Origin of the sequence: Streptomyces sp. ISL-87 (assembly GCF_018614095.1) — a bacterium.
GTDB lineage: Bacteria > Actinomycetota > Actinomycetes > Streptomycetales > Streptomycetaceae > Streptomyces.
This window is the reverse complement of record NZ_JAGGOY010000062.1, coordinates 74076-98863: the sequence shown is the minus strand read 5'-3', so window position 1 is coordinate 98863 and position 24788 is coordinate 74076. Positions and strand designations below refer to the sequence as shown.

Below are 24788 nucleotides of genomic sequence, written 5' to 3'. Positions count from 1 at the left end.
TACCGACCCACGCTCCTAGGCGAGCCCCCTTGTCACAGAACGTGTTCAGAGAGAGAGCCAGAGGGGCCGGTCAGACATGGGCCAGCTTGGTCGCCCACAACTCAAAAGGGCGCCTCCCGCGGCAGGCCACAACCTGATGCGCGAGGCACCCTGCCACGGCTGACGACTCGTCAAGAATTGCCGACGGCGGGCGTCAAACGTGCGTCACGAGCAACAAACCAGCGTCAAGATATCACCCTTAACGCCCACAGTGCATATAACGCACACTGCCCTAACGTGCAGGTCAAAGGCCCTTTGCGGTCGGTTCAAGGATCGCCACGCACTCCACGTGGCGGGTCGTCAGAAACAGATCCAGCGAAAACAGGTGGAAAGCAACCGCAGGTCAGAGCCTTGCAGGCCCGCGTCATGGGCGCTGTGTGCGCGAACGTGACGCTGGTTTGCTGCTCGGAGCCGACCTGGACAGCGACCGGGGGTGGCTTTCTCTCGACGCCACCAGGGCGAGACATGCGGCCGCGACGGAGAGTGTGGCGAGGGCTGCGAAGAGATGGGGGTAGCCGCCGAGGGGGGCGGCGAGGGCTGCGCTTGCCCAGGGGGTCAGGGCTGCTGCGATGTGGGCTGGTGCGCCGAGGAGTCCGGAGAGGCGGCCGTAGTGGGTGGTGCCCCAGCGGTCGGTGACGGCGGTGGCCTGGAGGAGGGTGAGGTTGCCTCGGACGACTCCGGCGACGACCGCAAGGACGACCAGCAGGGGCATGGGGCCGGGGATGAGGGCGAGCGTTGCCGTGGTCGCGCCGCCGAGGGTGATGAGGGTGACCGTACGGGTCGTGACGGATGTTCGGGCTGACAGACCTGTGTAGAGGGTGCGGCCGAGGGTCTGGCCCGCGCCGCCGAGTCCGAGGGCCCAGGCGGCGGTTGTCGCGTCCGCGCCTCGTTCGGTGAGGAGCGGGATGAGGCTCATGACGACGGCGTACATGGCGAAGCCGGAGAGGGTGAATGCCGCGGTCAGGAGGAGGAAGGGGCGGCTGCGGGTGACCGGGGTGCGCTCGATGGCGGGTGGCGCTGGTGGTGCGGGCGGCCAGGGGGCGCGTAGGGCCAGTGCGTGCGCGGGGATGGTGACGGTGGCCAGGATCACGGCGAGGACGGCGTACGTGGTGCGCCAGCTCAGGTGCTCGGCGAGGACCGCGGTCAGCGGGGCGAAGACGGTGGAGGCGAGACCGCCCACGAGGGTGACGATGGTCAGGGCCCGGACACGGTCGGGTCCCCACCAGCGGGTGAGGGCGGCGAAGGCGGGCGGGTAGAAGGTGGCGGCCATGGCCACTCCCGCGAGCATCCAGCCTGCGGTGAAGACGGCCAGGTTGGGGGCGGCGGCGATGACGAGGAGTGCGAGGGTGCCGAGTACGGAGCCTGCCGTCATCACGGCGCGCGGCCCTCGGTGGTCGAGGATCCGGCCGATCGGGATGCCGGCCACGGCGGAGATGAGGAGGGCGAGGGAGAAGGCGGCCGTCGCGCCGTTGGCGGACCAGCCGGTGGCGGCCGTCAGCCGCGGGAGCAGGACGGGGAAGGCGTAGTAGACGATGCCCCAGCTGGTGATCTGTGTGGCGCACAGGGCGGGCAGTACGGCGCGGGGCCGCGGCCGGTCCCCCGTTCCGGACGTGGCCCCGCTTCTTTGAAGGCCGGTCACCGTGGGTCAGCAGCCGCCGGATTGGACCGGGGCGCCGACCCCGATGGTGAGCCTGGCGGGGGCCGCGCAGCAGCCGCCACCGGTCTCTTCGGCGGCCTGGGGCTGGTCGAACAGGCCGGCGCCGCCGCAGACGCCGGTCTCGGGGAGGGTGAGTTCGACGCGCTCGGCGGCTTCCTGGTCGCCGGCGAGGGCGGCGGCGATGGAGCGGACCTGCTCGTAGCCGGTCATGGCGAGGAAGGTCGGGGCGCGGCCGTAAGACTTCATGCCGACGAGGTAGACGTCCTTCTCCGGGTGGGAGAGCTCGTTGACTCCGTGGGGGTAGACGGTGCCGCAGGAGTGCTGATTCGGGTCGATCAGCGGCGCCAGCTCGACGGGGGCCTGGAGGCGCTCGTCGAGTCCGAGGCGCAGCTCGTTCAGGAAGGAGAGGTCGGGGCGCAGGCCTGTGAGGACGATGACCTCGTCTACGGGATCCAGATGGCGGCCGTCTTCCGAGACGAGGACCAGCTGGTCGGCGGTCTTCTCGATGGCGGAGGTGCGGAAGCCAGTGACCGCGTCGGCGTACCCGTCGTCGACGGCGGCCTTAGCGGCGAGGCCGAGGGCGCCGCGGGCGGGGAGCTGGTCGGCGGTGCCGCCGCCGAACGTGGAGCCGCTGATGCCGCGGCGCAGGACCCACACCGCGTGGGTGCCTTCATCGTCCTTGGCAAGGTCTGCCAGGTAGGCGAGGGCGGTGAAGGCGGAGGCGCCGGAGCCGATGACGGCGGTGCGCTTGCCCGCGTAGCGGGAGCGGACGGCCGGGTCCTTGAGGTCCGGAATCCGGTAGGAGATCCGGTCGGCGGCAGCCTTCTCGCCGAGGGCGGGGAGGCCGTCGCCGCCGATGGGGCTGGGGGTGGACCAGGTGCCCGAGGCGTCGATGACGGCGCGGGCGGTGATCCGCTCCTCGGTGCCGTCGGCGTTGCGGATGCTGATGGTGAAGGGCTGCTGCTCGCGGTCGGCGTCGACGATCCGGTCGCGGCCGAGGCGGGAGACGCCGGTCACCGTGGCGCCGTAACGGACCTTGTCGCCGAGGACGTCGGCGAGCGGCTGGAGGTATTGCTCGGACCAGTCGGCGCCGGAGGGGTAGGTCGCGCCGTCGGGGGCGATCCACCCGGTGGGGGCCAGGAGCTTCTCGGCGGCCGGGTCGACGACCTCGGACCAGGTGGAGAACAGGCGTACGTGGCCCCAGTCGCGTACCGCGCTGCCGGCGGCCGGTCCGGCTTCCAGGACCAGGGGTTCGATGCCGCGCTCAGTGAGGTGGGCGGCGGCGGCGAGGCCGGCCGGGCCTGCTCCGATCACGACGACGGGCAGGGCTTCGGTGGATGCGTTCACGACGGGCTCCCCATTTGATTCGACGTCTGTCGATGTCCTGACGCCTCAAGGATGGCACCACGTATCGACATCCGTCAACATAGACATCTGTCGAAGTTCGCCGCATGATGGGGGCATGTCCACTACGAAGGTGTTGCCGCTGCTGGAGCCGGAGGCCGTGGCCCCCTGCTGCCCGCCCCTGACCGAGCGCCCGCTGACGGCTGCGGAGGCCGAGCAGGCCGCGGTGATGTTCAAGGCCCTGGGCGATCCCGTGCGCCTGCGACTGTTCTCCGCCATCGCCTCGCACGAGGGCGGCGAAGCGTGCGTGTGCGACATCTCCGACGTGGGCGTCTCCCAGCCGACGGTCTCCCACCACCTGAAGAAGCTCAAGGACGCCGGCCTGCTCTCCTCCGAGCGGCGCGGCACCTGGGTGTACTACCGGGTGGAGCCGGCCGTGCTGGCCGCCATGGGCCAGCTCCTGACGCGGGCAGCCTCCGTATGAGCGTCACCATCGCGCCGCTGACCTGGGCGCACGCGGATCAGGTCCTGGCGATCTATCAGGCGGGTATCGAGGAGGGCAACGCCACCTTCGAGACCGCCGCACCGACTTGGGCCGAGTTCGACGCGGCGAAGTTGCCCGAGCACCGCTTCGCCGCACTCGGCACCGACGGCAGGCTGCTGGGCTGGGTGGCCGCCACCAAAGTCTCCGACCGCTGTGCTTACGCCGGTGTCGTCGAGCACTCCGTCTACGTTCACCCGGGCGCCCGCGGCAGGGGCGTCGCCAAGCAGCTCCTTGCGGCGCTGATCGCCTCGACCGAGGCCGCGGGTATCTGGACGATCCAGTCCGGGATCTTTCCCGAGAACGCCGCCAGCCTCGCCGTCCACGACCATGCGGGCTTCCGGGTCATCGGCACCCGCGAGCGCGTTGGCCGGCACCACGGCCTGTGGCGTGATGTCGTCCTGCTGGAGCGCCGCAGCCCGCGTATCACCTGACTGTTCTGCCGGTGTCAGCTGCCGCCGTCCAGGGTGAGCTGGCGGAGGTGGAAGTCGAAGTGCTGGGTCGGGTAGCGGTAGATGTCCGCGAGTGTCATGTAGTCCCGGAAGAACGGATCCCAGCGGACGGGGTAGTGCATTCCGCGAGCCAGATCGGCCTCGGACTCCGCGGTCAGCCGGCGCTGCAGGGCATCGAGGACGTGGTCGAAGGCGGCGCCCATCCGGCGCGGCCCGTAGACCTTCACCGCCCCGCGCGGACCCACGTAGTTGACCCAGTCGAACGGTACGGTCCCTGTGTTCAGCAGGTGGGCGAACATCTTGCCGACCCTTCGGGGGAGCCGGCCGAAGACGCGGACCAGGACCAGCAAGGCGCGGACGACCATGTACCCGAACAGCATGTGCCACAGCAGCTGCTCGTTGGTCCACTTGGTGCCGCGGGTGGGCCTTGCCAAATCTTCCTTGGAGGCTGAGTCCAGCAGCTGGTGGAAGGTGCGGCGGGCGCGCTCGTAGTCCTCGTTCACGGCCTGCCGGTCCATGGGGTCGGTGTGCGCCATGGCCTGCCAGCTTTCGGTCGGCACTCGGGGCTTGTGATGATGGCGGCTCCCGAGCGCCGGTACCAGAGCAAAGCGCCGGTTCGCTCTGTTCACGAGCACGAGTTCTACGGCACGGGCATCCCCGAATACAACGAGAAGGGCGGCCGTCACTACTGGTTCTCGGAGGTCCGAACGAATCCAGAGCGGACTCCCGGTGCCTTGCCCCGAAGGTGGGGGCGTGCCGTAGCAGCAGGGGCGGGCCACCAGCGAGGATGCCCGTCATGACCACGGACGAGACCCTCCATCCCCTCCGGCCGACGCACTCAGCACCTGTGGTGTTGGGCGCGGGTGCGGCGATCGGAGTGCTGGGCGGGATGATCGGCCTGGGCGGTGCCGAATTCCGCCTGCCGCTGCTGATCAGCCTCTTCGGGTTCGCCGCCCTCTCGGCGGTCATCCTGAACAAGGCGATGAGCCTGGTCGTGGTCCTGGTCGCGCTGCCCGCCCGCCTGGCAGCAGTCCCGGCCGCCGAGGTCGCGTCCCGCTGGCCCGTCGCGGTCAACCTACTGGCCGGCAGCCTCCTCGGAGCCTGGGCCGGAGCGAGCTGGGCAGTGCGCATGCGCAGCTCCACCCTCTACAAGGTCCTGGCTGCGCTGATGATCCTTATGGCGGCCGCCCTGGTCCTCACCCATACCGCCACCCTGGACACCGTCGCGCTGGCGCTCTGGGCCCGGATCCCCGCCGGAGTCGCGGCCGGGTTCGGCATCGGCGTCGTCGCCGCGATCATGGGCGTCGCCGGCGGCGAGTTGCTGATCCCGACGATCGTGCTGCTGTTCGGAGAGGACATCAAGACCGCCGGAAGCCTCTCCCTGCTGGTCTCCCTGCCGACCATGCTGGTCGCCTTCGCCCGCTACAGCCGCGACGGCAGCTTCGCCATCCTCAGCGCCAACCTCCGCTTCACCCTCACCATGGCCGCAGGCTCCGTCGCCGGGGCGGTGCTGGGCGGACTGCTCCTCGGCGTGTTCCCCGATCTGGTGCTGTCCTCCCGGTCCAGCTCGGCGAGCACTTCGGCGGCGGTCCTCCCGGCCTGGGCGGCGACGGACTCGAGCTCCGGCATGTCCGGCGAGAGCCCTGTCTCGGCGAAGTGCCGCAGCACCGCCTGTTGCACGGCCCGCAGGCCCTACTCGGCGGGGGCGCGGCGGCCTCGTCCGGCCCGGCCGACCGGATCCAGGACATCCGCCTGACAGCACTCCTGGCCCGCCTCGGCCGAGGAAAGGCTCACGCCGGACAGGGCTTGGCGCAGGGCGTGGACGCTCGGCGCGCCCTCGGTGCGGCCGTCGGTGTCCCGGTAGAGGCGGCAGGACACGCTCGCCGGGGCGCCGGGCACCGCGAAGGGGTCGACGCCGTCGAGCAGCACGGTCGGCGATCCCGTCATGCCCAAACGCTCGGCCTCTGCTTCCTGGCGCACCTCGACCAGTTCGACCTGGGCGGTACGCGGGCCGAACGCGGCGGTGATCCGCTCCCGTACGACCGGCACGTTCGGGCAGTCGGGCACCGTCAGAATCGTGATCCGCATTCCGCTGTCCTCCGTGGTGGTGTGGCCCTCGGCCCGACGGTAGACCTTCCAGTGCACTGGAAGGTCAAGGCGTAGCGTGGGGGTATGCGCATCGGTGAGCTCGCGGCATCCGGCCAGGTGACGGCCAAGACCATCCGTTTCTACGAGCAGGCCGGCCTGCTGCCCGCCCCGCCCCGCACAACGGGCGGCTATCGCGAGTACCCGCCGGAGGCTGCGCTGCGGCTGTCGTTCATCCGCGACGCCCAGGGCGCCGGTCTGACCCTTGCCGAGATCCGGTCCGTCCTGGACATCCGCGACAGCGGCGAAGCCCCCTGCGGCCACGTCACCACCCTGATCGACCAGCGCCTGGCGGACATCGAGCGGCGCATGGCCGAACTCCGCCAAACCCGCACCGCACTGCGTGAGCTCGCCCGACGGGCCGCCGCCACCGATCCGGACACCTGCTCTGAAGGCGGGATCTGCACCATCCTCACGCCGTGAGCGGCTCCCGTTCCGGGACGAGGCGGGGAATGAGGCGTACGTAGGCGACCATGCCGATGACCTCGACCAGGGTCTGGGTGACCACGACGACCGCGGCGACCGCCAGCTCGTCGGGGAGAGCGAGCGCGAGAGGCAGCACGACCAGGGAGTTGCGGGTCGCGCCGGTGAAGACGACCGCCCGCGAGGCCGGGGCGTCCAGGCGGAAGAGGCGGGCGACAACCCGTCCGGCCAAGGCCATGACCACCAGGAACGCGGCGTAGAAGGGGATCACGGCGGCCACGTCGCCGAGGCTGCCGCCGAGCTTGGGGACCTGCGAGGCGACCACGGTGATGAGGGTGGCGGCCATCAGCGGCACCATCGTCGTCGTGGCGGCGTCGGACACCTTCTGTCCGGCCGGTGTGCGAGCCGCCCACGCCTGGAGGGCCCAGGCCAGCACGAGGGGAATCACGATGAGGAAGAGGAAGGCTTCGAGGAACGGGCCGGCCTCGACGATGTCGGCAAGGCTCGGGCCCATGAACAGGTACAGCAAGCCCGGCAGGAGCAGCATCTGCACGACGAGCAGGAGCGGGGTGGCGGCCAGCAGGCGGCGGCTGTCCCCGCCGGCCAGGCCGCTGAAGACGATGACGTAGTCCACGCACGGGCACAGCAGCACCAGCAGGACCCCGATGCGTACGGCCTGATCAGCGGGCAGGAAGGCGAACATCGCGGCGACGACGGCGGGTACAACGGCGAAGTTCACGACCAGGGCCGCCGACAGGAACCGGCCGTCGCGCAGGGAGCGGAACAGCTCGCCGGCCGGGACCTGGAGGAAGGTCACGAACAGCAGCGCCCCGAGGACGGGGTTGATGGCGAGCTCGAGTCCGGGGCCGACAGCCGGGGCCGCCCAGCCGAGCAGTCCTCCGAGAGCCATGGCGCCGAGGTACATCGCGATCTGGTGCTGTTCCGTGCGCTCGACCAGACCCTGCGGTTCCTGCGACACCTTGCCGACTCCCTGCCGTACCTGCGTGCTGATCGTATGGCCGCCCTGTGGGCGGCGCGGTCATTGTGGCAAGCGTGCGTTTCCTGCCGCGGGCGGCGGGGTGGTGGGCAGGCCCAGGTCCACAGGACCCGGCGCGCTGACGCAGGCGGCAGCACGACGACGCCGGTGCAGTACCCACGCCATGGCCGCCAGGGCGAGCACGGTGACGCCGGCCAGGGCGGGAACCCAGAGGGAACCGATCGCGGTAAGCGCCCCCAGCCCACCGAGAAGGGCCAGGATCGGGCCGATGCAGCACGCCGCGCAGGCCAGGGCGGCGAGCGCGCCCACGCCGAGGAGGGACGTGCCGGAGGACTTCGTCTCGGGGTTCATACGGTGGCTCCGAACAGGTCAGCCAGCAGGGAGTCGGCGGCTTCGGGCGCCCGCACGGTCAGCGTCAGCCGGGCGGGGGCGAGGTTCAGGGTGAAGTCGAAGAACGCGCAGCAGTCCTGCTCGGCCGCCGCGAGCGAGGCAAGTTCAGCGGCCAGCTCCGCGGTGCTGGGGAAGGTCAGGCGAACTCCGTCCGCGATCTCCTCGCGGCTCGTGGCCTGCGCGATCAGGGCCTGCCATTGGGTGCGCTCACCGAGTTCGGCCCCGCCGAGCGTGCAGGCCACCGGTGCCTCGCGCCACGGCTCATCGGCGGCAACCTGGGGGCGGGTGGGCGAGAGTTCGATCAGGACCGGCCCCGGCGCCTGGGCCTTGTCGCCGGTGGTGGTGCAGCCGCAGTCCGGGCCGCACCCGCCGGCCGGGGCCGGGCCGGACAGCTGCCGGTGGACGTCGGCGAGGCGGGCGGAGAACGCCGCCAGCTCGGCCGAGCGGCGGTCCGCGTCCGCGATCCGGTCGGAAACCAGCGGCACCATCCGTGCCCGCACAGCCGCGCACACACCGGCGTCCCGTACGTCCAGCAGCTCGCGGATGTCCTCCAGCACCAGCCCCAGCAGCTTCGCGGAGGAGATGAACGCCAGCCGCTCCACCGCGTCCGGCCCGTACTGGCGGTAGCCGGAGCAGGTCCGCTCGGCGGGCAGCAGCCCGGCCGTCTCGTAGAACCGCAGCGTGGAGGCCGGGACGCCGGAGCGCTCAGCCAGCTGCGAAATGCGCAGTGTGCTCATACCTCGAACGTAAACCTTCAACCCGACTCGAAGGTCAAGCCCGCAGCAGCTCGGCAATCTCCCGGGCCGCGTCCCGGGCTGGGCGGCCGACGCCGATGAGGGTGGCGGAGGCCGGGCCGGTCCAGTCGCCGTAGCCGAGCAGGTGCAGGCGGGGCTCATCCACCGCGCGGGTGCCGGCGGTGGCGATCCGGCCACGGCTGCCACGTAGCCGGAGGGAGGCGAAGTGGGCCAGTGCCGGGCGAAAACCGGTGCACCAGATGATCGCATCCGCCTCGGCGCGGGTGCCGTCCGCCCATTCCACACCAGTCGGGGTGAGACTGCTGAACATCGGCTTCGCGAGCAGGAGTCCGGCGTCGCGGGCGACGCGTACGGGCGGAACGGCGACGATGTCGCCGAGGGAGGCGACGCCGCCGGTGTCGGTGCGGCCGACGTCGAGAGCGCGGCGGCGGGCGGTCGCGGCGTCGAAGAGGGCGCGACCGTCGATGTCGTCGGCGAGGTAGCGGGGCGGGCGCTGGGTGACCCAGGTCAGCTCGGCGGTCTGGGCGAGATCGGCGGCGATCTGCGCACCTGAGTTGCCGCCGCCCACGACGATCACCCGCTGGCCGGCGAATTCAGCAGGGCTGCCGTACTGCACGGTGTGCAGCTGGCGGCCGGTGTACTCACGCTGGCCGGACACAGCGGGCATGAACGGGCGGGTCCAGGTTCCGGTGGCGCTGACGACGGCACGGGCCTGCCAGTCACCGCAGTCGGTCTCGACGCGCAGGAACGCGCCGTCGCGGTGGACCGCGTCGACCCAGACGCCGCGCTGGACCGGGAGTTCGTACCGCTTCTCGTAGTCCGCGAGGTACTCCACCACATGACCGGCGTCCGGATACGTCTGCCCGGGCTGGAGCGGCATGAGCCGACCAGGCAGGGAGGAGTAGGCGGCCGGGGAGAACAGCCGCAAGGAGTCCCAGGTGTGCTGCCAGGCCCCGCCCGGCGTCGCCTGGGCGTCGAGGATGACGAACTCGATGCCCAGGCGGCGCAGGTGGTAGCCGGCGGCGAGCCCTGCTTGGCCGCCGCCGATCACCACTACATCTGTGCGCCGGCTCATGCCGTGGGCGCCCCGGCGTCCGTCTTGCCGCGCATGAAGATGACCGCCACCAGGGCCAGGCCCACCACGACGCCGATCAGCTGCATGCCGATGAAGCCGGCCACGGAGGCCGGGGCGATACCGGCGAAGGTGTCGGTGAAGGCACGTCCGATGGTCACCGCCGGGTTCGCGAAGGACGTGGAGGAGGTGAACCAGTACGCGGCGCCGATGTACGAGGCGACGGCGACGGGCGCGAAGCGCAGCCGGTCGGTGCGGGCCAGGCCGAAGATCAGCAGGATCAGGCCCGCGGTGGCGACGACTTCACCGAGGAGGAGGTTTCCGGCGGAGCGGTCGTGGGTGGCCCACTTCACCAGCGGCTCGCCGAACATAGCGTCCGCCAGAATCGCGCCCGCGACGGCGCCGACGATCTGGGAGGGCACGTACACGGCCAGCTCACGGGCAGTGACGCCGGCGCCACCGCGGCGGGCGGTCCACCACTCCGCCAGCGTCACAGCCGGGTTGAAGTGGGCACCGGAGACTGGACCAAGCAGGGCAATCAGAACGCCGAGGCCGAAGACCGTCGCCGTGGAGTTGGCCAGCAGCTGGAGCGCCACGTCGTCGGTGAGATCGGTGGCCTGGATGCCGGAGCCGACGACGATCGCCACGAGTGCGGCGGTGCCCACCAGCTCGGCGGCGGCGCGGGCGATCAGTGGGGTGCGGGGCGGGGTCGCGCCGGGTGCGGGCTGGGGCACGTCGGCGGCTATGACGGACTCCGCTGCGGGGGCGGCGGCGACGGGCTCGGTGGCGGTCAAGACAGGATCTCCTCGGGCAGGTGAGGCGAAGCGCGAAAGACTATGGGCAGGACCGCTTGAGGTTCGCTTCGGCGGTGGCACGCGCGGTCAGGGCGAGGTCGGCGAACTGACCGGCGAGGGCTTCGATGACTGCCGGGCGCAGCCGGTAGTAGATGTACCGCCCGCATGGCTCCGTCTCCACGACCCCGGCCTCGCGCAGCACCTTCAAGTGGTTGGAGAGGTTCGTCTGCTTGGCACCCGTCTCCTCCACGAGATGGGTGGTGCAGAGGGTCTCGCGCGCGAGCAGGGTCACGATCTGGAGCCTGAGCGGGTCGGCCAGAACCCGGATCAGATCAGTGTCGACTGACGTCATCATGTGCTGATACTGTCACATCAGCCGGGCCTGACACCAGTCCGAGCTGACCTTATTGGCTCCTTTGAACGGGAACGCCATGCCCACGCCCTCTTCACCCCTCCTGCCGGACGAACGCCTGGCCGCGGGGGCTGCCCGCCTCGCCTCCCGGTATGCCGGCCACTTCTCGCCGGAGACCGTGCTGGGCCTGCTCGCCGACTCCTACACACGTCTTGCCGAGCAGGCACGGGTCCGTACGCACCTGGTCGTGCTGGCGAAACGGCTGACCGCCGAGCTCCTGGACGCCCTCGCCCACACCCAAGGGCTGGTGAACGATCCGACCCGGGTGCTGTTCGTGTGCAGCCAGAACGCCGGGCGCTCGCAGATGGCCGCCGCCCTCCTCGCCCACCGGGCGGGCGAGCGCGTCACCGTCTCCTCAGCGGGCACTCGTCCGGCCGACGAGATGGAGCCGCACATCGCGCAGGCCGTTACCGAAGCCGGTGCGGACCTCGCCGATGCGTTCCCCAAGCCCTTGACCGAAGAGGTCGTCGAGGCTGCCGACATCGTGATCACGATGGGCTGCGGCGACGCCTGCCCTGTCGTGCCCGGTCGCCGCTACCTCGACTGGCCTGTCGCCGACCCGAAGCTGCGCCGATCGCCGTCGTACGGGAGATCCGCGACGAGATCGACGCCCACATCAGCGAGTTGCTCGTGCAGCTCGCGCCGTAGAGCCGCAAGCCCCCGCATCCCCACCGCAGTCGCCTCACCTCAAGGAAGAACAGATGTCCTCCGCTCTCCCCCAGCCTGGCGGCTGGGAGGTACCCCCAGCCGCCTCCGTCCTGTTCGTCTGCATCCACAACGCGGGCCGCTCCCAGATGGCGGCCGGGTTCCTGCGCCACCTCGCAGGTGACCGCGTCGAGGTGCGCTCCGCCGGCTCCATGCCCGGCGAGCAGATCAACCCCTCCGCCGTCGCTGCCATGGCCGAGCTGGGCATCGACATCTCCGACCAGAAGCCGAAGGTCCTCACCCCCGAAGCCGCCCAGGCGTCCGACTACATCATCACGATGGGCTGCGGCGACGCCTGCCCCTACTTCCCCGGCAAGACCTACCTCGACTGGCAGCTCGAGGACCCGGCCGGCCAGGGCGTCGAGGCCGTGCGGCCCATCCGCGACGAGATCAAGGGCCTCATCGAGGGCCTGATCGCCGAAATCGACGCCAAGAAGCAGGGCTGATCCCGTGACCGACGCGACCACCGCCGACGACGGCATACATAACGTCATCATCATCGGCTCCGGCCCCGCCGGATACACCGCCGCCCTCTACACCGCCCGCGCGCAGCTGAGGCCCCTGCTGTTCGGCAGCTCGATCTTCGTCGGCGGCTCGCTGACGACGACCACCGAGGTGGAGAACTTCCCCGGCTTCCCCAGCGGCATCGACGGCCCGGACCTCATGGACAGCATGCGCGTCCAAGCGGAGAAGTTCGGCGCCCAGATGATCGACGACGACATCGTCTCCGTCGACCTGACCGGCCCCATCAAAGATGTCACCGACTCCGAGGGCACCGTCCACCGTGCGAGGACGGTGATCATCGCCACCGGCTCCGGGTATCGCAAGCTCGGCCTTCCCAAGGAGGACGAGCTGTCGGGGCGCGGCGTGTCCTGGTGCGCGACCTGCGACGGGTTCTTCTTCCGCGACCGTGACATCGTCGTGGTGGGCGGCGGTGACACCGCCATGGAGGAGGCCACCTTCCTCACCCGCTTCGCCAAATCCGTCACCGTCGTCCACCGCCGCAGCACCCTGCGCGCCTCGAAGGTCATGCAGGACCGGGCCTTCACAGACGACAAGATCTCGTTCGTATTCGACAGCGAAATCGCCGAGATCAAGGAGAAGGACGGCATGCTGGTGGGCGTCGTCCTGCGCGACACCTTCACCGGAAGGCTCCGCGATCTGGACGTGACCGGACTGTTCATCGCGATCGGGCACGACCCGCGCACCGAGCTGTTCACCGGCCAGCTCGACTTCGACGACGAGGGCTACCTGAAGGTCCAAGCGCCCTCCACCCGCACGAGCCTCCCCGGCGTCTTCGCCGCTGGCGATGTCGTCGACCGCACATACCGCCAAGCCATCACTGCCGCTGGCACCGGGTGCGCCGCAGCCCTCGACGCCGAGCGGTACCTTGCTGCTCTGCGTACGAAGAATGAACCTGCACCAGCAGCAGTCTGACCTGATCGCACCGAAGGGGGCGGCCCACACCAATGGTGTGGGCCGCCCCCTTCTTGTACGTGTCGTCACGTCCTGGACTGGCAGATAGCTGTAAAGAGTCTGGCCAGGGTGGAATCAAAGTCACACGCGCGGTGATGACAGCGGGACTGCTAGCTGAGATCGATGAAGATTCGCGTACGCGGGTTCAGTGGCTGGCGAGTTCGCCGGTGAGCTTGCCGTGGAGGTCGGCGCTCGGGTCGTTGAGACCGGTGATCTCGACCGTTTTGCCGCGCTGGGCGTACTTGGTCTCGATGGCGTCCAGGGCTGCGACCGAGGAGGCGTCCCAGACGTGGGCTGCGGACAGGTCGATGACGATCTTGTCGGGGTCGCCTGTGTAGTTGAACTGGCCGACGAGGTCGTTGGAGGAGGCGAAGAACAGTTCGCCGGTCACCGTGTAGATCACGCTGGTGCCGTCAGGGGTGGTGACGGGGGTGACTTCGGCGAGGTGGGCGACGCGCTTGGCGAAAATGACCATCGCGGTGACCGAGCCGACGACGACGCCGATGGCCAGGTTGGCGGTGGCGACCACGCAGATCACGGTGATGACCATGACCGTGATCTCACCGGCCGGCATCCGCTTGAGGGTCTTGGGGGCGATGGAGTGCCAGTCGAAGGTCGCGAACGACACCATGACCATCACGGCGACCAGGGCGGCCATGGGGATGTCGGAGACGACCGGGCCGAAGACGATGCACAGCACCATCAGAAACGCGCCGGCGAGGAACGTGGACAGGCGGGTACGGGCGCCGGACACCTTCACGTTGATCATCGTCTGGCCGATCATGGCGCAGCCGCCCATGCCGCCGAAGAAGCCGGTGACGATGTTGGCGATGCCCTGGCCGACCGATTCGCGGGTCTTGGAGGAGTGGGTGTCGGTGATCTCGTCGACGAGCTTGGCCGTCATGAGGGATTCCATGAGGCCGACCAGCGCCATCGCGAACGCGTAGGGGGCGATGGTGGTCAGGGTGTCGATGGTGAAGGGCACGTCGGGCAGGCCCGGGACCGGCAGCGAGGACGGCAGGGCGCCCTTGTCGCCGACGGTGGGCACGGCGATCCCGGCCGCGACCGTGATGACGGTGAGGATGACGATGGAGACCAGCGGGGCCGGGATCACCGTGGTGATCTTCGGGAAGAACACCATCAACGCGAGGCCGCCGATGATCAGCGGATAGACGGCCCACGGCACGTCGTGCATCTCGGGGACCTGGGCCATGAAGATCAGGATGGCGAGGGCGTTGACGAAGCCGACCATCACCGAGCGCGGAACGAACCGCATCAGCTTCGCGACGCCGAGGGCGCCGAGCGCGACCTGGATGACGCCGGCCAGTATGACTGCCGCCACGAGGTAGCCGAAGCCGTGCTCACGGTTGAGCGGTGCGATCACGAGCGCGACGGCACCGGTGGCCGCCGAGATCATCGCCCGGCGCCCGCCCACGACCGAGATGACCACGGCCATCGTGAAGGAGGCAAACAGGCCGACCGCCGGGTCGACCCCGGCGATGATCGAGAACGAGATCGCCTCGGGGATCAGGGCGAGCGCGACGACCAGGCCGGCCAGGACCTCAGTGCGCCAGACCTTCGGGTTATTCAGCCAGTCGGGGCGCAGGCCGCGCAGGCGCGCGGCGGGGGACGTCAGGGAAGCAGAAGACAAGGGAGTAGGAACCTGTCGTACTCGGGCACACCCGCTCTGGGCAGGCCGGGGTGTGCGGGAGAACGCGGAGCGGCCGGGCCGGCACCCCGCGGTCGGCCCGGGAAATCAGGCGGGCCGGAAGTTCGGAAAGGTGGATGCGGCGGGCCTGCGCAGTACGCGGCCGGGCAGCTCGCATCCGAAGCTAAGTGTCACGGTGGGCAGGCGGCAGCGCTGGGCGTCATGGGCTCGCGCATGCTTGGCTCCTGCGGGATCGGATCTTCGCTGGGGGCACCATCGGCCCCGACACGGCTGCACCGCGGGAGGCCAGGGGCCACCCGCGCACCACCAACTCTACCTTAACGTTAGAGTAGAGATCGGTGGGGTCGCAGAACGCGGCCCGCCACGATGGGAAGGGCCAGGAGTGCGGGCGTGGACGACAAGCACATGCAGATCGGCGAGGTCGCCGCGCGGACGGAGCTGTCGCTGCGCACGATCCGGCACTACGAGGAAACCGGCCTCGTCGTCCCCTCGGCCCGCTCCCAGGGCGGATTCCGCCTCTACACCGAGACCGACGTGCAGCGGCTCATGGTCATCCGCCGCATGAAGCCGCTCGGCTTCACCCTGGACCAGATGCGCGACCTCCTGGCCGCCACCGATCGCCTGGATGGCGATGACACCCTCGACACCGATGCGCGTGAGGCCCTGCTCGAGCGTGTGCGCGAGTACGAGCAGGCCGCTACCGAGCAGGTCGACAAGCTCCGGGTTCAGCTGGCCCGCGCCGAGGATTTCGCCGGAACGCTCCGCACGCGCCTGCACCAGACCGCACCCGCCGGGTCCTGAGCCGCGAGCCGCCCGAGAGACCGTACAGCCGCCGGCCGCAGTCAGTCTGTGCGACGCTGCGCGTGACAGAGCCCTCCTGTCAGGAGCCCCGTATGGAAGGGCCGTCCGCTCGTACCGGCCGCGCCGCCCGAAAAGCGGCAGCGACCCGCTGACCCGCCCGCTGTCCGGCCTCACGCCTGCTGGTGATGGGCGCGGTCCTCACGATCGCGGCGCCGCCCTGCATACGATGCCCGCCGAGCGGCCTGAGCTGCACGCGCGCCGCACTGGCGCTCGCGGCAGCTGCTGCCTGGAGGCGTGCCTCCCGCCAGGGCGGATCACAACCTGACACTGATGCGATCTTGGGGAGTCGCGCGGGGCAGACAGCCTGAGGTTGCTTCGGTTTGGCGGACATCCTGGCGATCGCGTCGCCCACAACTGGCTGGAGAGGCGCCACAACCCAAGCACTCGGGTAGCCAACACCAAGACCCGGGCCAGACGCGGGTCAGCACCCCATCAGCAGCAGTTACCGCCAGCATTGCAGGTCAAATCGGGTACGCCACGTGTACCACCAGACACCGAGAATCTGAGACGCTCTCCGGGTTGGGGTCCTTGAGCGCCCGGACAAGGGAAACTCGCAGGTCACCATGCATTCGACGGGCGTGGTGGTCGCGTGTGGTCGCAGGCTCAAGGTGACAAACCCTTCCTCCGCCTCCTGGAGGAGAATTGCCATGCGCACCACCGCCGACCGCGGCCGCATCTACCGCCGCTGCGGCTGCAGAGACACCCACCAACACCAGCTCGGTACACGCTGCCCTCGCCTGCTCACCGACAGCGACCATGGAACGTGGAACTTCGCCGTCGACGTCCCCTCCCCAGCTCGTCGCCGGACGACGGTGCGGCGGGGCGGGTTCCCCAGCCAGGATTCGGCCGAGCAAGCGCTGCGCCGGTTCCTCGAGGGCGAGGCCGGCGGGTTCGACGCGGACCCGAACCAGACGGTCGCCGCCTACCTGAACGCCTGGCTGACCGCGAAGGCCCTCGTACTGAAGCCCACCACCATGGCCCGCTACCGCGACTACGTCCGCAACGACCTCACCCCCGTGTTCGGCACCCTCAAGCTCGACCAGCTCACCCACCGGCACATCTCGGCCTACGTCACCTGCCAGCTCGCCGCCGGCCGCGGCCGGACCACCCTCTACCGCTGCCTGGCCACCCTCTCCAGCGCGCTCGGCGACGCCGTCCGGCAACACCGCCTCCCCCACAACCCGGCCAGTCCCCCAGTCCTGCGCCGCCCGCCGTCCCCGGAGCGACGCATCTGGACGGCCGAGGAGGCCGCCCGCTTCCTCGCCTACTGCCACCAGGCCGACCCCCAGATGGCCGACCTGTTCGAGTTCCTCATCGGCACCGGCCTGCGCAAGGGCGAAGCCCTCGGCCTCCACTGGAACGACATCCACCTGACGGAAGGCGTCCTCTACGTGCGCTGCACCCTCTCCGCCATCGACAACAACCGGCTCGCCATCACCACACCGAAGACACGATCGAGCCGAGGGTGGGTCGCCATCTCGCCCCGCGTCGCTACCGCCCTGCGGAACCGAGCACGAACCACTCCCTGCACACGCGGAGACCCTGACGACCCGTTCACAGGACTCGTCTTCTGCCGACCCGACGGCCACCCGCTCGGACCACACCAGGTTCTCGACCGACTCCACCAGCTCTCCGCCGAAGCCGGCGTCCCCAGGATCACGGTCCACGACCTGCGCCACCTGGCCGCCACGATCACCATCACCGCCGGAGTGCCCCTGACCTTGGTCTCCAAGACGCTGCGGCACTCCACCCTGTCGACCACCGCGAACATCTACAGCCACCTCACCCAGCAGGCAGCCCGGGAAGCCGTCGACACCATCGACCACACACTCACCGGAGCCGAGAAGACCAGCCGCGAAGAGGCCCGTATGGCGTGGCTGCGACCACCACGCGACCACATCCACCGGATCCGCGAAGCCCTCCGCCGACTCCGCTTCCCCACCGTATCCGGCTTCAGCGCCACGGCCGACCGGCCACAGACCGGACGTGCGACCACACTGCGACCACCACGGCCCCGGACGCACGAAAGGCCGCCCTCTCAATAGTGAGAGAACGGCCTCCGACCTGCATGAAGCATGGTCGGGACGACAGGATTTGAACCTGCGACCCCTTGACCCCCAGTCAAGTGCGCTACCAAGCTGCGCCACGTCCCGATGCCCGCTGACCTGGGGTTTCCCCTGGTTGAACGCGCAGGAGAACAATACCGCACTTCGCGGGGTGGTCGCGCGCGCCTTTTCCGTCACCGGTGGGGGTTGACCTCAAGTTCGATTGAGGTTGCATGATCCGTGTATGACGCAGACAACCGCGGACGCTGAGGTCCGCTACGAGGATCTGGGGTCCCTCATGGGGCTCATGACCGGGGCCGAGAAGCATGGGCCCGCCGCCACCTCCACGCTCGACGTGCTGTGGGTGCTCTACGACCGGGTGCTGCGGGTGCGGCCCGAGAGTGCCGGGGACGCCGGGCGGGACCGGTTCCTGCTGTCCAAGGGGCACGGGCCGATGGCGTACTACGCCGTGCTCGCCGCCAAGAGGTTCTTCCCCGTCGGCTGGCTGAGCGGCTTCGGAGCGTACGACTCGCCCCTCGGGCACCACCCGGACCGCACTCTGATCCCCGGCGTGGAGATCGGCAGCGGCTCCCTCGGGCACGGCTTGCCGCTCGCCGTCGGCAGTGCGCTCGGGCTGCGGGCGCAGGGACTGGACGATCCGGCCGTCTGGGTGCTGATCGGGGACGCCGAGCTGGACGAGGGCAGCAACCACGAGGCGATCGCGTACGCCGGCTCCGCCGGGCTGGACCGGCTGCACACGGTGGTGATCGACAACGACTCAGCGACCCACGGCTGGCACGGCGGGATCGCCTCCCGGTTCGAGGCGGCCGGCTGGTCGGCGGTCACCGTCGACGGGCGGGACCACGCCGCGCTGCACGCCGCTTTCACCGCACCGCATCCGGGCCGGCCGCACGCCGTCGTCGCCCGCGTCGAGAAGAAGCGCTGAGGGGTAGGGGAAAAGATCATGGACACCATGCGGGAACGGTTCGTCTCGGTCACGTCGCGGCTGCTCGACGAAGATCCGCGGCTGGCACTCGTGCTGGCGGAGATCACCATGGACGGGTTCCGCCCGGCCCACGAGCGCCACCCGGAGCGGGTGATCAATGTGGGGATCAGGGAACAGCTCCTCGTCGGCGTCGGCGGCGGCCTGGCGCTCACCGGTCTGCGGCCGGTCGTCCACACCTTCGCGAGCTTCCTCGTGGAGCGCCCGTTCGAGCAGGTCAAGCTGGACTTCGGGCACCAGGGCACGGGCGGGGTTCTGGTCAGTTCAAGCGGCAGCTACGACTGGCCGGCCGGCGGGTACACCCACATGGCGCCGGGCGACGTGGCCCTGATGGACACGCTCGACGGCTGGACCGTCCATGTGCCGGGCCACCCGGACGAGGCCGAGGCGCTGATGCGGCACGCGTACGCGGCCGGGGACGACAAGGTGTACGTCCGGCTCTCCGAGCAGTCGAACAGCGCACCGCGCCCGGTGGACGGCGTGGGCTTCCGGACCGTACGCGAGGGGCGTGGCGGCGTGGTGATCGCCGTCGGCCCGCTGCTGGACAACGTCCTCGCCGCGACCGAGGGAATGGACGTGACGGTCCTGTACGCCACCACCGTGCGGCCCTTCGACGACGCGGCCCTCCGCGCGGCCGCGGCCACCGGGCCCGGCGCAGTCGGGACGGCCGATGTGGTGCTTGTCGAGCCGTACCTCGCCGGTACCTCCACGGCAGCCGCCAACGACGCCCTCGCCGCGGTCCCCCACCGAGTCCTGGGCCTCGGTGTGGCTCGCGCCGAGCTGCGCCGCTACGGCACCAGCGAGGAGCACATTGCCGCCCACGGACTGGACGCCGGCTCCCTTCGTTCGCGGATCGGCGCCTTCCTCCAGTGAGCTGAGGCCCCTCAGCCCCCGCCCAGCTCCGGGTGCGCCGCGGCCAGCCGCTTCGGCGCCGCCTGGAGCCAGGAGTCGGCCAGGATCGAGCGCAGCTCCCCCGCGTCCTCAACCGACGCGAGCCGGACCCGGAGCCACGCGTAGTTGTCGTCGTGGCCCTCGCGTATGAAGAACTTCGCCGGCTCCGCCGCGATCAGCCCGGCCCGGTCCTCCTTCGGACACTTGACCCCGATCGAGGTGTCGTCGTCCCCGACCGCGGCGAAGATCTTCCCGCCCACCCGGAAGGTCGGCATGCCCCAGGCGAGCTTTTCGCTGCTGTCCGGCAGCGACAGCGCGATCGCCCGCACGTCCTCCGCTGTTGTGGCCATCCCCGCGACTCCTCTCCAGCCACCGGTGATCCCTCGTCTCCGACCGTAGACCCCGGCACTGACAATCACCCCGGCAGACCGGTCAGCCGCGCCTGTCCTCCCGCTCGTGGAACAGCGCCACCAGCTCCGCCGCCAGCGCCTTCACGGTCGCCAGTCCCTCCGTCCCCCACCGCCGCGGCACCACGTCCACCGCGCACACCGTCCCCAGCACGATCCCGCGCCGGTCCGTCAGCGGCGCCCCCAGGTACGACCGCACCCCGCTCTCGTCCACCACCGCGTTCCCCGCGAAGCGCGCGAAGTCCCATACGTCCTCCAGCACCAGCGCGCGGCGCCGTACCACCACATGCGGGCAGTACCCGTGGTCCCGGGCCAGTACCCGCGCCGGGTACCCGCTCGCCGGGGCGTCCGGCCCGTGGTGCAGCCCGGCGAAGAACTGCCGTTCCTCGCCTATGAAGTTGACGCCCGCGTACGGGGCGTCCAGTGTCTGCGCGACCCGCCGGGCGAAGGCGTCGAGCTCCGCGTCCGTCCGTTCGCCCAGGCCCAGTTCACGCAGCCGGACGACGCGCGCGGGCGCCTCCCGGTCCACCGGGGTGAGCAGCAGGTGTCCGGTCGATTCGTAGTACGTCATCATGGTTCCCCCGAATCCGAAGTCTTCGCTGTGGACAGCAGATGGTGGACGAGGGCGGCGAGCGCCCCCGTACCGGAACTCGTCAGCCGTGCGTCGCAGCGCACGACGGGCACCTCCGGCCCGAGCCCCACCGCCTCTCGGACCTCGTCGGCCGCGTAGCGGTGGCCGCCGTCGAACTCGTTGACGGCGACGACGAAGCCGATTCCGCGCCGTTCGAAGAAATCGACGGCGGGGAAGCAGTCGGCGAGGCGGCGCGTGTCGGCGAGCACCACCGCCCCGAGTGCGCCGGCGCACAGCTCCTCCCACAGGAACCAGAAGCGCTGTTGCCCGGGCGTGCCGAAGAGATACAGGACGTGCCGCTCGTCGAGGGTGATCCGGCCGAAGTCCAGCGCGACGGTCGTCGCCGTCTTCGCCTCGACCCCGTCCAGCGGGTCGGCGGCCTCGCTCAGCCCGCTCAGCAGCTCCTCCGTGCGCAGCGGCTCGATTTCGCTCACGGCGCCCACGAAGGTGGTCTTGCCCGCCCCGAACCCGCCCGCGACCAGGATCTTCAGCGTCGCGGGCAGAGCCCCGGGGGGCCGCCCGTCACAAACGTTTGCGTAGGCCATCGAGCACCGCTCGCAGAAGGGTCTGGTCGTCGGCGGCGAACGAGCCGCCGCCCGGGAACCGCGGCGCTTGCGCCATGACGGCCCCGTGTTCCATCAGATCGGACAGCAGTACTTTCACCACCACCGCCGGGAGCCGCAGTTGCCCGGCCACCTCGGCGACCGTGACCGCCGCCGCGCCCGCGCACAGTCGGAGCACGAGGGTGTGTTCCGCGCCGAGCGGGACGCGCGGGCGTACGCCGGTCGCCGTCACGAGTGAGAGCAGGTCGAATGCGACGGCCGGGCGGGTCCGCCCGCCGCTCGCCGTGTACGGGCGCATCACGCGGCCCGCCGAGTCGTCCAGCCAGGGCGTGTCCCGCCCTGCCCCGAATCCGTGCGCCCCCGTCGCGCGGGCCCTCATCGCCCCGGGTCGGCGGCGGGCCGCCGCGGCGGGGCCGCCAGGTACGGTCGTACGCTCTTGACCAGCATCGCAATCTCGTAGCCGAGCACGCCCGCGTCGGCCTCCCGGTCCGCGAGGACCGCCAGGCAGGTGCCGGATCCGGCGGCCGAGACGAAGACGAGCGCCGTGTCGAGCTCGACCACGACCTGCCGGACCTCCGCGCCGTCCCCGAACCGGGATCCGGCGCTCCGCCCGAGGGAGTAGAGGCCGGAGGCCAGGGCCGCCAGGTGGTCGGCGCTGTCGGCGTCCAGGCCGTGCACACAGGTGACGAGGCCGTCCGCGGTGAGCAGGACCGCGCTGCGCGTGTACGGCACCCGCCGGACCAGGCCGCTGAGCAGCCAGTCGAGGTCCGAGAGCCGACTGGTCGTCGTCGCCACTTCGCCGCCCATGGGGGTGCGCTCCTTGCTGAGGTGAGGGGTCGGGGTCATGTCCGGTCCTCCGACTGGGCGAGGCCGAAGCCGCGCTGGAAGGCGGCCATCAGGCCGGGGTCGTGCACGGGTTGCTCGGATTCCGCCGCCCGCCGGGGCGCGGGCGCGTCGCGCAGTTGCGGCGCCAGATGTTCCTGCGCACGCCGCCTGGGCAGCGTCGGCCGGTCCGCTTCCGGGGGGTCGGTGGACACGGACACGGGATCCGGCAGAGCCGCGGGGGCGGGAGCCGAGCCCTGTACGCAGGCCGGGGTCACGGGTCCCAGGGCCTGCCCCGGGGCAGTGGCCGGGGCCCATGCCGGGGCCGGGGCCGGGGTGCTGGCCTGGGCCTGGACCGGTGCCTGAGCATGTGCCGGGGCCGATACGGGAGCCGAGGCCTGTCCCGGGAAGGTGGCCGAGGCCTGTACAGGGACCGAGGCCGGTGGCGAGCCCCATGCCCGGGCCTGGGCCGGGGCATGGGTGCTGGCCGGGGCCTGGGCCTGTGCCGAGGTCTCTGCGCGCGCCTGCGCTGGCGTCTGCGCCGAGGCCGGGGCCTGTGCGCGCGCCTGCCCCGAGGACGGGGCCGGAGCCTGTGCCGGGGTCCGAGCCGAAGCCAAGGCCGGAGCCTGTGCCGGGGTCGGAGCCGGGGCCTGTGCGCGCGCCTGCCCCGAGGCCGGAGCCGGGTCCGGAGCGGGGGCCGGGGTCCGAGCATGAGCCGGGGCCGGGGCCGAGGTCCGAGCCCGTCCCGAGGCCGGAGCCTGTGCCGGGGCCGGGGCCGAGGTCCGAGCCCGTCCCGAGGCCGGAGCCTGTGCCGGGGCCGGGGCCGAGGTCCGAGCCCGTCCCGAGGCCGGAGCCTGTGCCGAGCTCCGAGCCCGTCCCGGGGCCGGTGCCTCTGCCGACGACTGCGCTGAGGGCCATGCCGGGGCTGAGGGTCCTCCCGGGCCGGAGGGTCCTGCTGACGCTGAAGGCCATGCCGGGCCGGAGGGTCCTCCCGGGCCGGAGGGACCTGCCGGCGCTGAAGGCCATGCCGGGCCGGAGGGTCCTCCCGGGCCGGAGGGACCTGCCGACGCTGAAGGCCATGCCGGGCCGGAGGGTCCTGCCAGGGCATGCGCGTGTGCCGGCGCTTGGGGCGAGGCCCATGCCGGGGAGGGGGGCGGCGTGGGTGGCACTGCGGTTTCGGAGCCCAGGTCCAGCTCGGCTCCCTCCGCCGGTGGTTCCGTGCGCGGGGTGGTTTGTGTCCAGGACGGCGGTGCGGTCGGGCCCGCAGCAGTCGCTGGCTCCTGCCGCGGCAGGGGTACCCGTACGGGCTCCAGCGGCGGGACCGCACCTCCCTCTCCGGTCCCCCACGAGGTGGCCCGCGAACCCCCCACCGCATCGGCGGCGTTCGGCGCCTCCGCGCCCAACAGCTCCTGCGGGAGCACCAGTACGGCGAGCAGCCCGCCGTAGATGTTGGACTTGAGCTCGACGGCGATCCCGTGCCGCCGGGCCAGCGCGGAGACCACGAACAGGCCGATCCGCCCGTCCGCCAGCAGGTTTCGGACGTTGATCTGGTCAGGGTCGCCGAGCAGGGCGTTCATCCGGTGCTGTTCCTCGGCCGGCATGCCCAGCCCCCGGTCCTCCACCTCGACCGCGATCCCGGCGGTGACCCGTTCGGCACGCACCACCACATCGGTGTCGGGAGCGGAGAACACCGTGGCGTTCTCCACGAGTTCGGCCAGCAGGTGCACCACGTCGGCGACGGCGTGTCCACGGACCGTGCCGCCGGCCGGGGGCACCACCTTGACCCGCGGGTACTGCTCGACCTCCGCGACCGACGAGCGCAGCACCTCGCTGAGGTCGATCGGCCGGGTCCACTGACGCCGGGACGCGGCGCCGCCGAGTACCGCGAGGTTCTCGGCGTGGCGGCGGATCCGGGTGGCGAGGTGATCGACGTGGAAGAGCTCCTTGAGCAGGTCCGGGTCCTCGACGGTGTCTTCGAGGTCGTCGAGCAGCGAGATCTCGCGGTGCACCAGCGACTGAAGCCGACGCGCGAGGTTGACGAAGACCTCCACCTTGCGGTCGCTGTCGGACCGCACGGCCGGAGCCGCCAGCCGTACGAGGGTCGCGTGCGCTTGTTCGCGCGCGCCGCGCAGCTCCTGGGACAGCAGCCAGAACTCGTCCACCCCGGCCAGGTCGGTGCCCGGCGGCGCCCCGGTCGGACCGCCACGCACCGGGCGGGGCGGGGTCTCGCCCCGCTCCAGCCGGTCGGCGGTCGTCCGCAGCTCCTGGCGGCCGCGTTGGCTGGAGCGGCGCAGCGCCTCGCAGCGGTCCCGGACGGCCTTGGAGACGCGCTGGGCTCCCAGCAGGGCGGCGGCGAGCGCGCCGACGACGAGCAGGGCGCAGCCGGTGAGCACGGGCCACAGCCGGGCGTCGCGGTCCCCGGCGCCACCGCCGAGCTGAAGGGTGAAGATCACCGCGGCCGCGCCGCTGAGCCCGGCGGCGAGCGTGGGCAGCAGGGCGGCGCGGATCAGCTGGGGGCGTATCTGCCGGCCTGGACCGGTGACGGCGTGTCTTGACGGGGCGTGGCGGGCGGCGCGGGGTCCGGACATCTGCGTCCTCGGTACGTGGGGCCCGGGCCCCCTGGTAGTGCCGAGGCCCGGTGTTGATCACCGGATACCCACGCTAGACCGCACACTCCCGCCCTGGACTGCCAGT

Annotated in this window: 28 protein-coding genes and 1 tRNA gene; 11 read left to right on the top strand and 18 right to left on the bottom strand. The window is 71.1% G+C overall.

All coding sequences use genetic code 11. The features are described from left to right. Window positions 1–403: 403 nt before the first annotated feature. Window positions 404–1678 carry an MFS transporter gene (locus J7I97_RS23380; RefSeq protein ID WP_214938024.1) on the bottom strand — a complete coding sequence of 425 codons (1275 nt, stop codon included), beginning with the start codon at window positions 1676–1678 and terminating at the stop codon, window positions 404–406. A gap of 6 nt (window positions 1679–1684) precedes the next feature. Further along, window positions 1685–3043, bottom strand: a complete 1359-nt coding sequence (locus J7I97_RS23375; RefSeq protein ID WP_214938022.1) for an FAD-dependent oxidoreductase — start codon at window positions 3041–3043, stop codon at window positions 1685–1687. 115 nt (window positions 3044–3158) lie between these two features. Between J7I97_RS23375 and J7I97_RS23370 the strand changes: the two genes are divergently transcribed. Both J7I97_RS23370 and J7I97_RS23365 read left to right on the top strand, forming a co-directional pair. Further along, window positions 3159–3524, top strand: coding sequence for a helix-turn-helix transcriptional regulator (locus J7I97_RS23370; protein WP_214938020.1), 366 nt, complete (start codon window positions 3159–3161; stop codon window positions 3522–3524). Next, window positions 3521–4015, top strand: coding sequence for a GNAT family N-acetyltransferase (locus J7I97_RS23365; protein ID WP_214938018.1), 495 nt, complete (start codon window positions 3521–3523; stop codon window positions 4013–4015). The genes J7I97_RS23370 and J7I97_RS23365 overlap by 4 nt, the downstream gene beginning before the upstream one ends. Window positions 4016–4029: 14 nt before the next feature. On the opposite strand, the gene J7I97_RS23360 is transcribed toward J7I97_RS23365, so the two are convergent. Next, a complete protein-coding gene (locus J7I97_RS23360) occupies window positions 4030–4593 on the bottom strand; it encodes a DinB family protein (protein WP_308369360.1) in 564 nt (187 codons plus the stop codon). A 236-nt stretch (window positions 4594–4829) separates the two neighbouring features. Here J7I97_RS23360 and J7I97_RS23355 point away from each other — a divergent pair, with 236 nt between their 5' ends. Further along, window positions 4830–5789, top strand: coding sequence for a sulfite exporter TauE/SafE family protein (locus J7I97_RS23355; RefSeq protein WP_251059096.1), 960 nt, complete (start codon window positions 4830–4832; stop codon window positions 5787–5789). On the opposite strand, the gene J7I97_RS23350 is transcribed toward J7I97_RS23355, so the two are convergent. Beyond that, complete coding sequence (locus tag J7I97_RS23350; protein ID WP_214938016.1) at window positions 5726–6121, bottom strand: hypothetical protein; 396 nt, start codon at window positions 6119–6121, stop codon at window positions 5726–5728. The genes J7I97_RS23355 and J7I97_RS23350 overlap by 64 nt on opposite strands. A gap of 84 nt (window positions 6122–6205) precedes the next feature. On the opposite strand from J7I97_RS23350, the gene J7I97_RS23345 reads away from it, so the two are divergent. After that, on the top strand, window positions 6206–6601 hold the full coding sequence (locus J7I97_RS23345; protein ID WP_214938014.1) for a heavy metal-responsive transcriptional regulator: 396 nt from the start codon (window positions 6206–6208) through the stop codon (window positions 6599–6601). On the opposite strand, the gene J7I97_RS23340 is transcribed toward J7I97_RS23345, so the two are convergent. The 6 genes from J7I97_RS23340 to J7I97_RS23315 are packed head-to-tail and all read right to left on the bottom strand — an operon-like array spanning window position 6591 to window position 10964. Beyond that, entirely contained in the window at window positions 6591–7580 is a 990-nt protein-coding gene (locus J7I97_RS23340; RefSeq protein WP_214938012.1) for a bile acid:sodium symporter, read from the bottom strand. The genes J7I97_RS23345 and J7I97_RS23340 overlap by 11 nt on opposite strands. A gap of 60 nt (window positions 7581–7640) precedes the next feature. Next, window positions 7641–7949 carry a hypothetical protein gene (locus J7I97_RS23335; RefSeq protein ID WP_251059095.1) on the bottom strand — a complete coding sequence of 103 codons (309 nt, stop codon included), beginning with the start codon at window positions 7947–7949 and terminating at the stop codon, window positions 7641–7643. Further along, window positions 7946–8725 (bottom strand): MerR family transcriptional regulator, encoded by a 780-nt coding sequence (locus J7I97_RS23330; protein WP_214938010.1) that lies wholly within the window; start codon window positions 8723–8725, stop codon window positions 7946–7948. Before J7I97_RS23330 ends, J7I97_RS23335 begins: the two co-directional genes overlap by 4 nt. Window positions 8726–8759: 34 nt before the next feature. Next, entirely contained in the window at window positions 8760–9818 is a 1059-nt protein-coding gene (locus tag J7I97_RS23325) for an ArsO family NAD(P)H-dependent flavin-containing monooxygenase (protein ID WP_214938008.1), read from the bottom strand. Further along, the gene (locus tag J7I97_RS23320; protein ID WP_214938006.1) at window positions 9815–10609 is read right to left on the bottom strand and encodes an aquaporin; all 795 of its coding nucleotides are present in this window, start codon (window positions 10607–10609) and stop codon (window positions 9815–9817) included. Before J7I97_RS23320 ends, J7I97_RS23325 begins: the two co-directional genes overlap by 4 nt. Window positions 10610–10649: 40 nt before the next feature. Continuing rightward, a complete protein-coding gene (locus J7I97_RS23315; RefSeq protein WP_214938004.1) occupies window positions 10650–10964 on the bottom strand; it encodes a helix-turn-helix transcriptional regulator in 315 nt (104 codons plus the stop codon). Between the two features lie 76 nt (window positions 10965–11040). Between J7I97_RS23315 and J7I97_RS40400 the strand changes: the two genes are divergently transcribed. From J7I97_RS40400 to trxB, 3 genes are read left to right on the top strand one after another with little or no spacing between them, the layout of a single operon-like run. Then, entirely contained in the window at window positions 11041–11850 is an 810-nt protein-coding gene (locus J7I97_RS40400) for a low molecular weight phosphatase family protein (RefSeq protein ID WP_374195506.1), read from the top strand. After that, window positions 11780–12172 (top strand): arsenate reductase ArsC, encoded by a 393-nt coding sequence (locus J7I97_RS23305; protein WP_285441161.1) that lies wholly within the window; start codon window positions 11780–11782, stop codon window positions 12170–12172. Before J7I97_RS40400 ends, J7I97_RS23305 begins: the two co-directional genes overlap by 71 nt. 4 nt (window positions 12173–12176) lie before the next feature. Continuing rightward, a complete protein-coding gene (gene trxB, locus J7I97_RS23300; RefSeq protein ID WP_308369359.1) occupies window positions 12177–13163 on the top strand; it encodes a thioredoxin-disulfide reductase in 987 nt (328 codons plus the stop codon). Between the two features lie 184 nt (window positions 13164–13347). Here trxB and J7I97_RS23295 read toward each other — a convergent pair whose 3' ends face one another. Further along, window positions 13348–14853: a SulP family inorganic anion transporter gene (locus J7I97_RS23295; RefSeq protein ID WP_214938000.1), complete on the bottom strand. Its 1506-nt coding sequence runs from the start codon at window positions 14851–14853 to the stop codon at window positions 13348–13350. A gap of 408 nt (window positions 14854–15261) precedes the next feature. Here J7I97_RS23295 and J7I97_RS23290 point away from each other — a divergent pair, with 408 nt between their 5' ends. After that, the gene (locus J7I97_RS23290) at window positions 15262–15672 is read left to right on the top strand and encodes a MerR family transcriptional regulator (protein WP_214937997.1); all 411 of its coding nucleotides are present in this window, start codon (window positions 15262–15264) and stop codon (window positions 15670–15672) included. Between the two features lie 707 nt (window positions 15673–16379). Further along, entirely contained in the window at window positions 16380–17777 is a 1398-nt protein-coding gene (locus J7I97_RS23285) for a site-specific integrase (RefSeq protein WP_251059092.1), read from the top strand. Window positions 17778–17808: 31 nt separating this feature from the next. Here the strand turns inward: J7I97_RS23285 and J7I97_RS23280 are convergent. Next, a tRNA-Pro gene (locus tag J7I97_RS23280) sits at window positions 17809–17885 on the bottom strand. 136 nt (window positions 17886–18021) lie between these two features. Here J7I97_RS23280 and J7I97_RS23275 point away from each other — a divergent pair. After that, window positions 18022–18723 carry a transketolase gene (locus tag J7I97_RS23275; RefSeq protein WP_214937995.1) on the top strand — a complete coding sequence of 234 codons (702 nt, stop codon included), beginning with the start codon at window positions 18022–18024 and terminating at the stop codon, window positions 18721–18723. 18 nt (window positions 18724–18741) lie between these two features. Next, complete coding sequence (locus tag J7I97_RS23270; protein ID WP_214937993.1) at window positions 18742–19653, top strand: transketolase family protein; 912 nt, start codon at window positions 18742–18744, stop codon at window positions 19651–19653. Between the two features lie 11 nt (window positions 19654–19664). Here J7I97_RS23270 and J7I97_RS23265 read toward each other — a convergent pair whose 3' ends face one another. From J7I97_RS23265 to J7I97_RS38805, 6 genes are all read right to left on the bottom strand, one after another. Continuing rightward, window positions 19665–20021 carry an MmcQ/YjbR family DNA-binding protein gene (locus tag J7I97_RS23265; protein ID WP_214937991.1) on the bottom strand — a complete coding sequence of 119 codons (357 nt, stop codon included), beginning with the start codon at window positions 20019–20021 and terminating at the stop codon, window positions 19665–19667. A gap of 82 nt (window positions 20022–20103) precedes the next feature. Then, the gene (locus J7I97_RS23260) at window positions 20104–20649 is read right to left on the bottom strand and encodes a GAF domain-containing protein (RefSeq protein ID WP_214937989.1); all 546 of its coding nucleotides are present in this window, start codon (window positions 20647–20649) and stop codon (window positions 20104–20106) included. After that, a complete protein-coding gene (locus J7I97_RS23255) occupies window positions 20649–21254 on the bottom strand; it encodes an ATP/GTP-binding protein (protein WP_214937987.1) in 606 nt (201 codons plus the stop codon). Before J7I97_RS23255 ends, J7I97_RS23260 begins: the two co-directional genes overlap by 1 nt. Continuing rightward, a complete protein-coding gene (locus J7I97_RS23250) occupies window positions 21232–21651 on the bottom strand; it encodes a DUF742 domain-containing protein (protein ID WP_214937985.1) in 420 nt (139 codons plus the stop codon). The genes J7I97_RS23255 and J7I97_RS23250 overlap by 23 nt, the downstream gene beginning before the upstream one ends. Further along, complete coding sequence (locus J7I97_RS23245) at window positions 21648–22079, bottom strand: roadblock/LC7 domain-containing protein (RefSeq protein WP_214938035.1); 432 nt, start codon at window positions 22077–22079, stop codon at window positions 21648–21650. Before J7I97_RS23245 ends, J7I97_RS23250 begins: the two co-directional genes overlap by 4 nt. 35 nt (window positions 22080–22114) lie before the next feature. After that, a complete protein-coding gene (locus J7I97_RS38805) occupies window positions 22115–24682 on the bottom strand; it encodes an ATP-binding protein (protein WP_251059091.1) in 2568 nt (855 codons plus the stop codon). Window positions 24683–24788 lie beyond the last annotated feature (106 nt).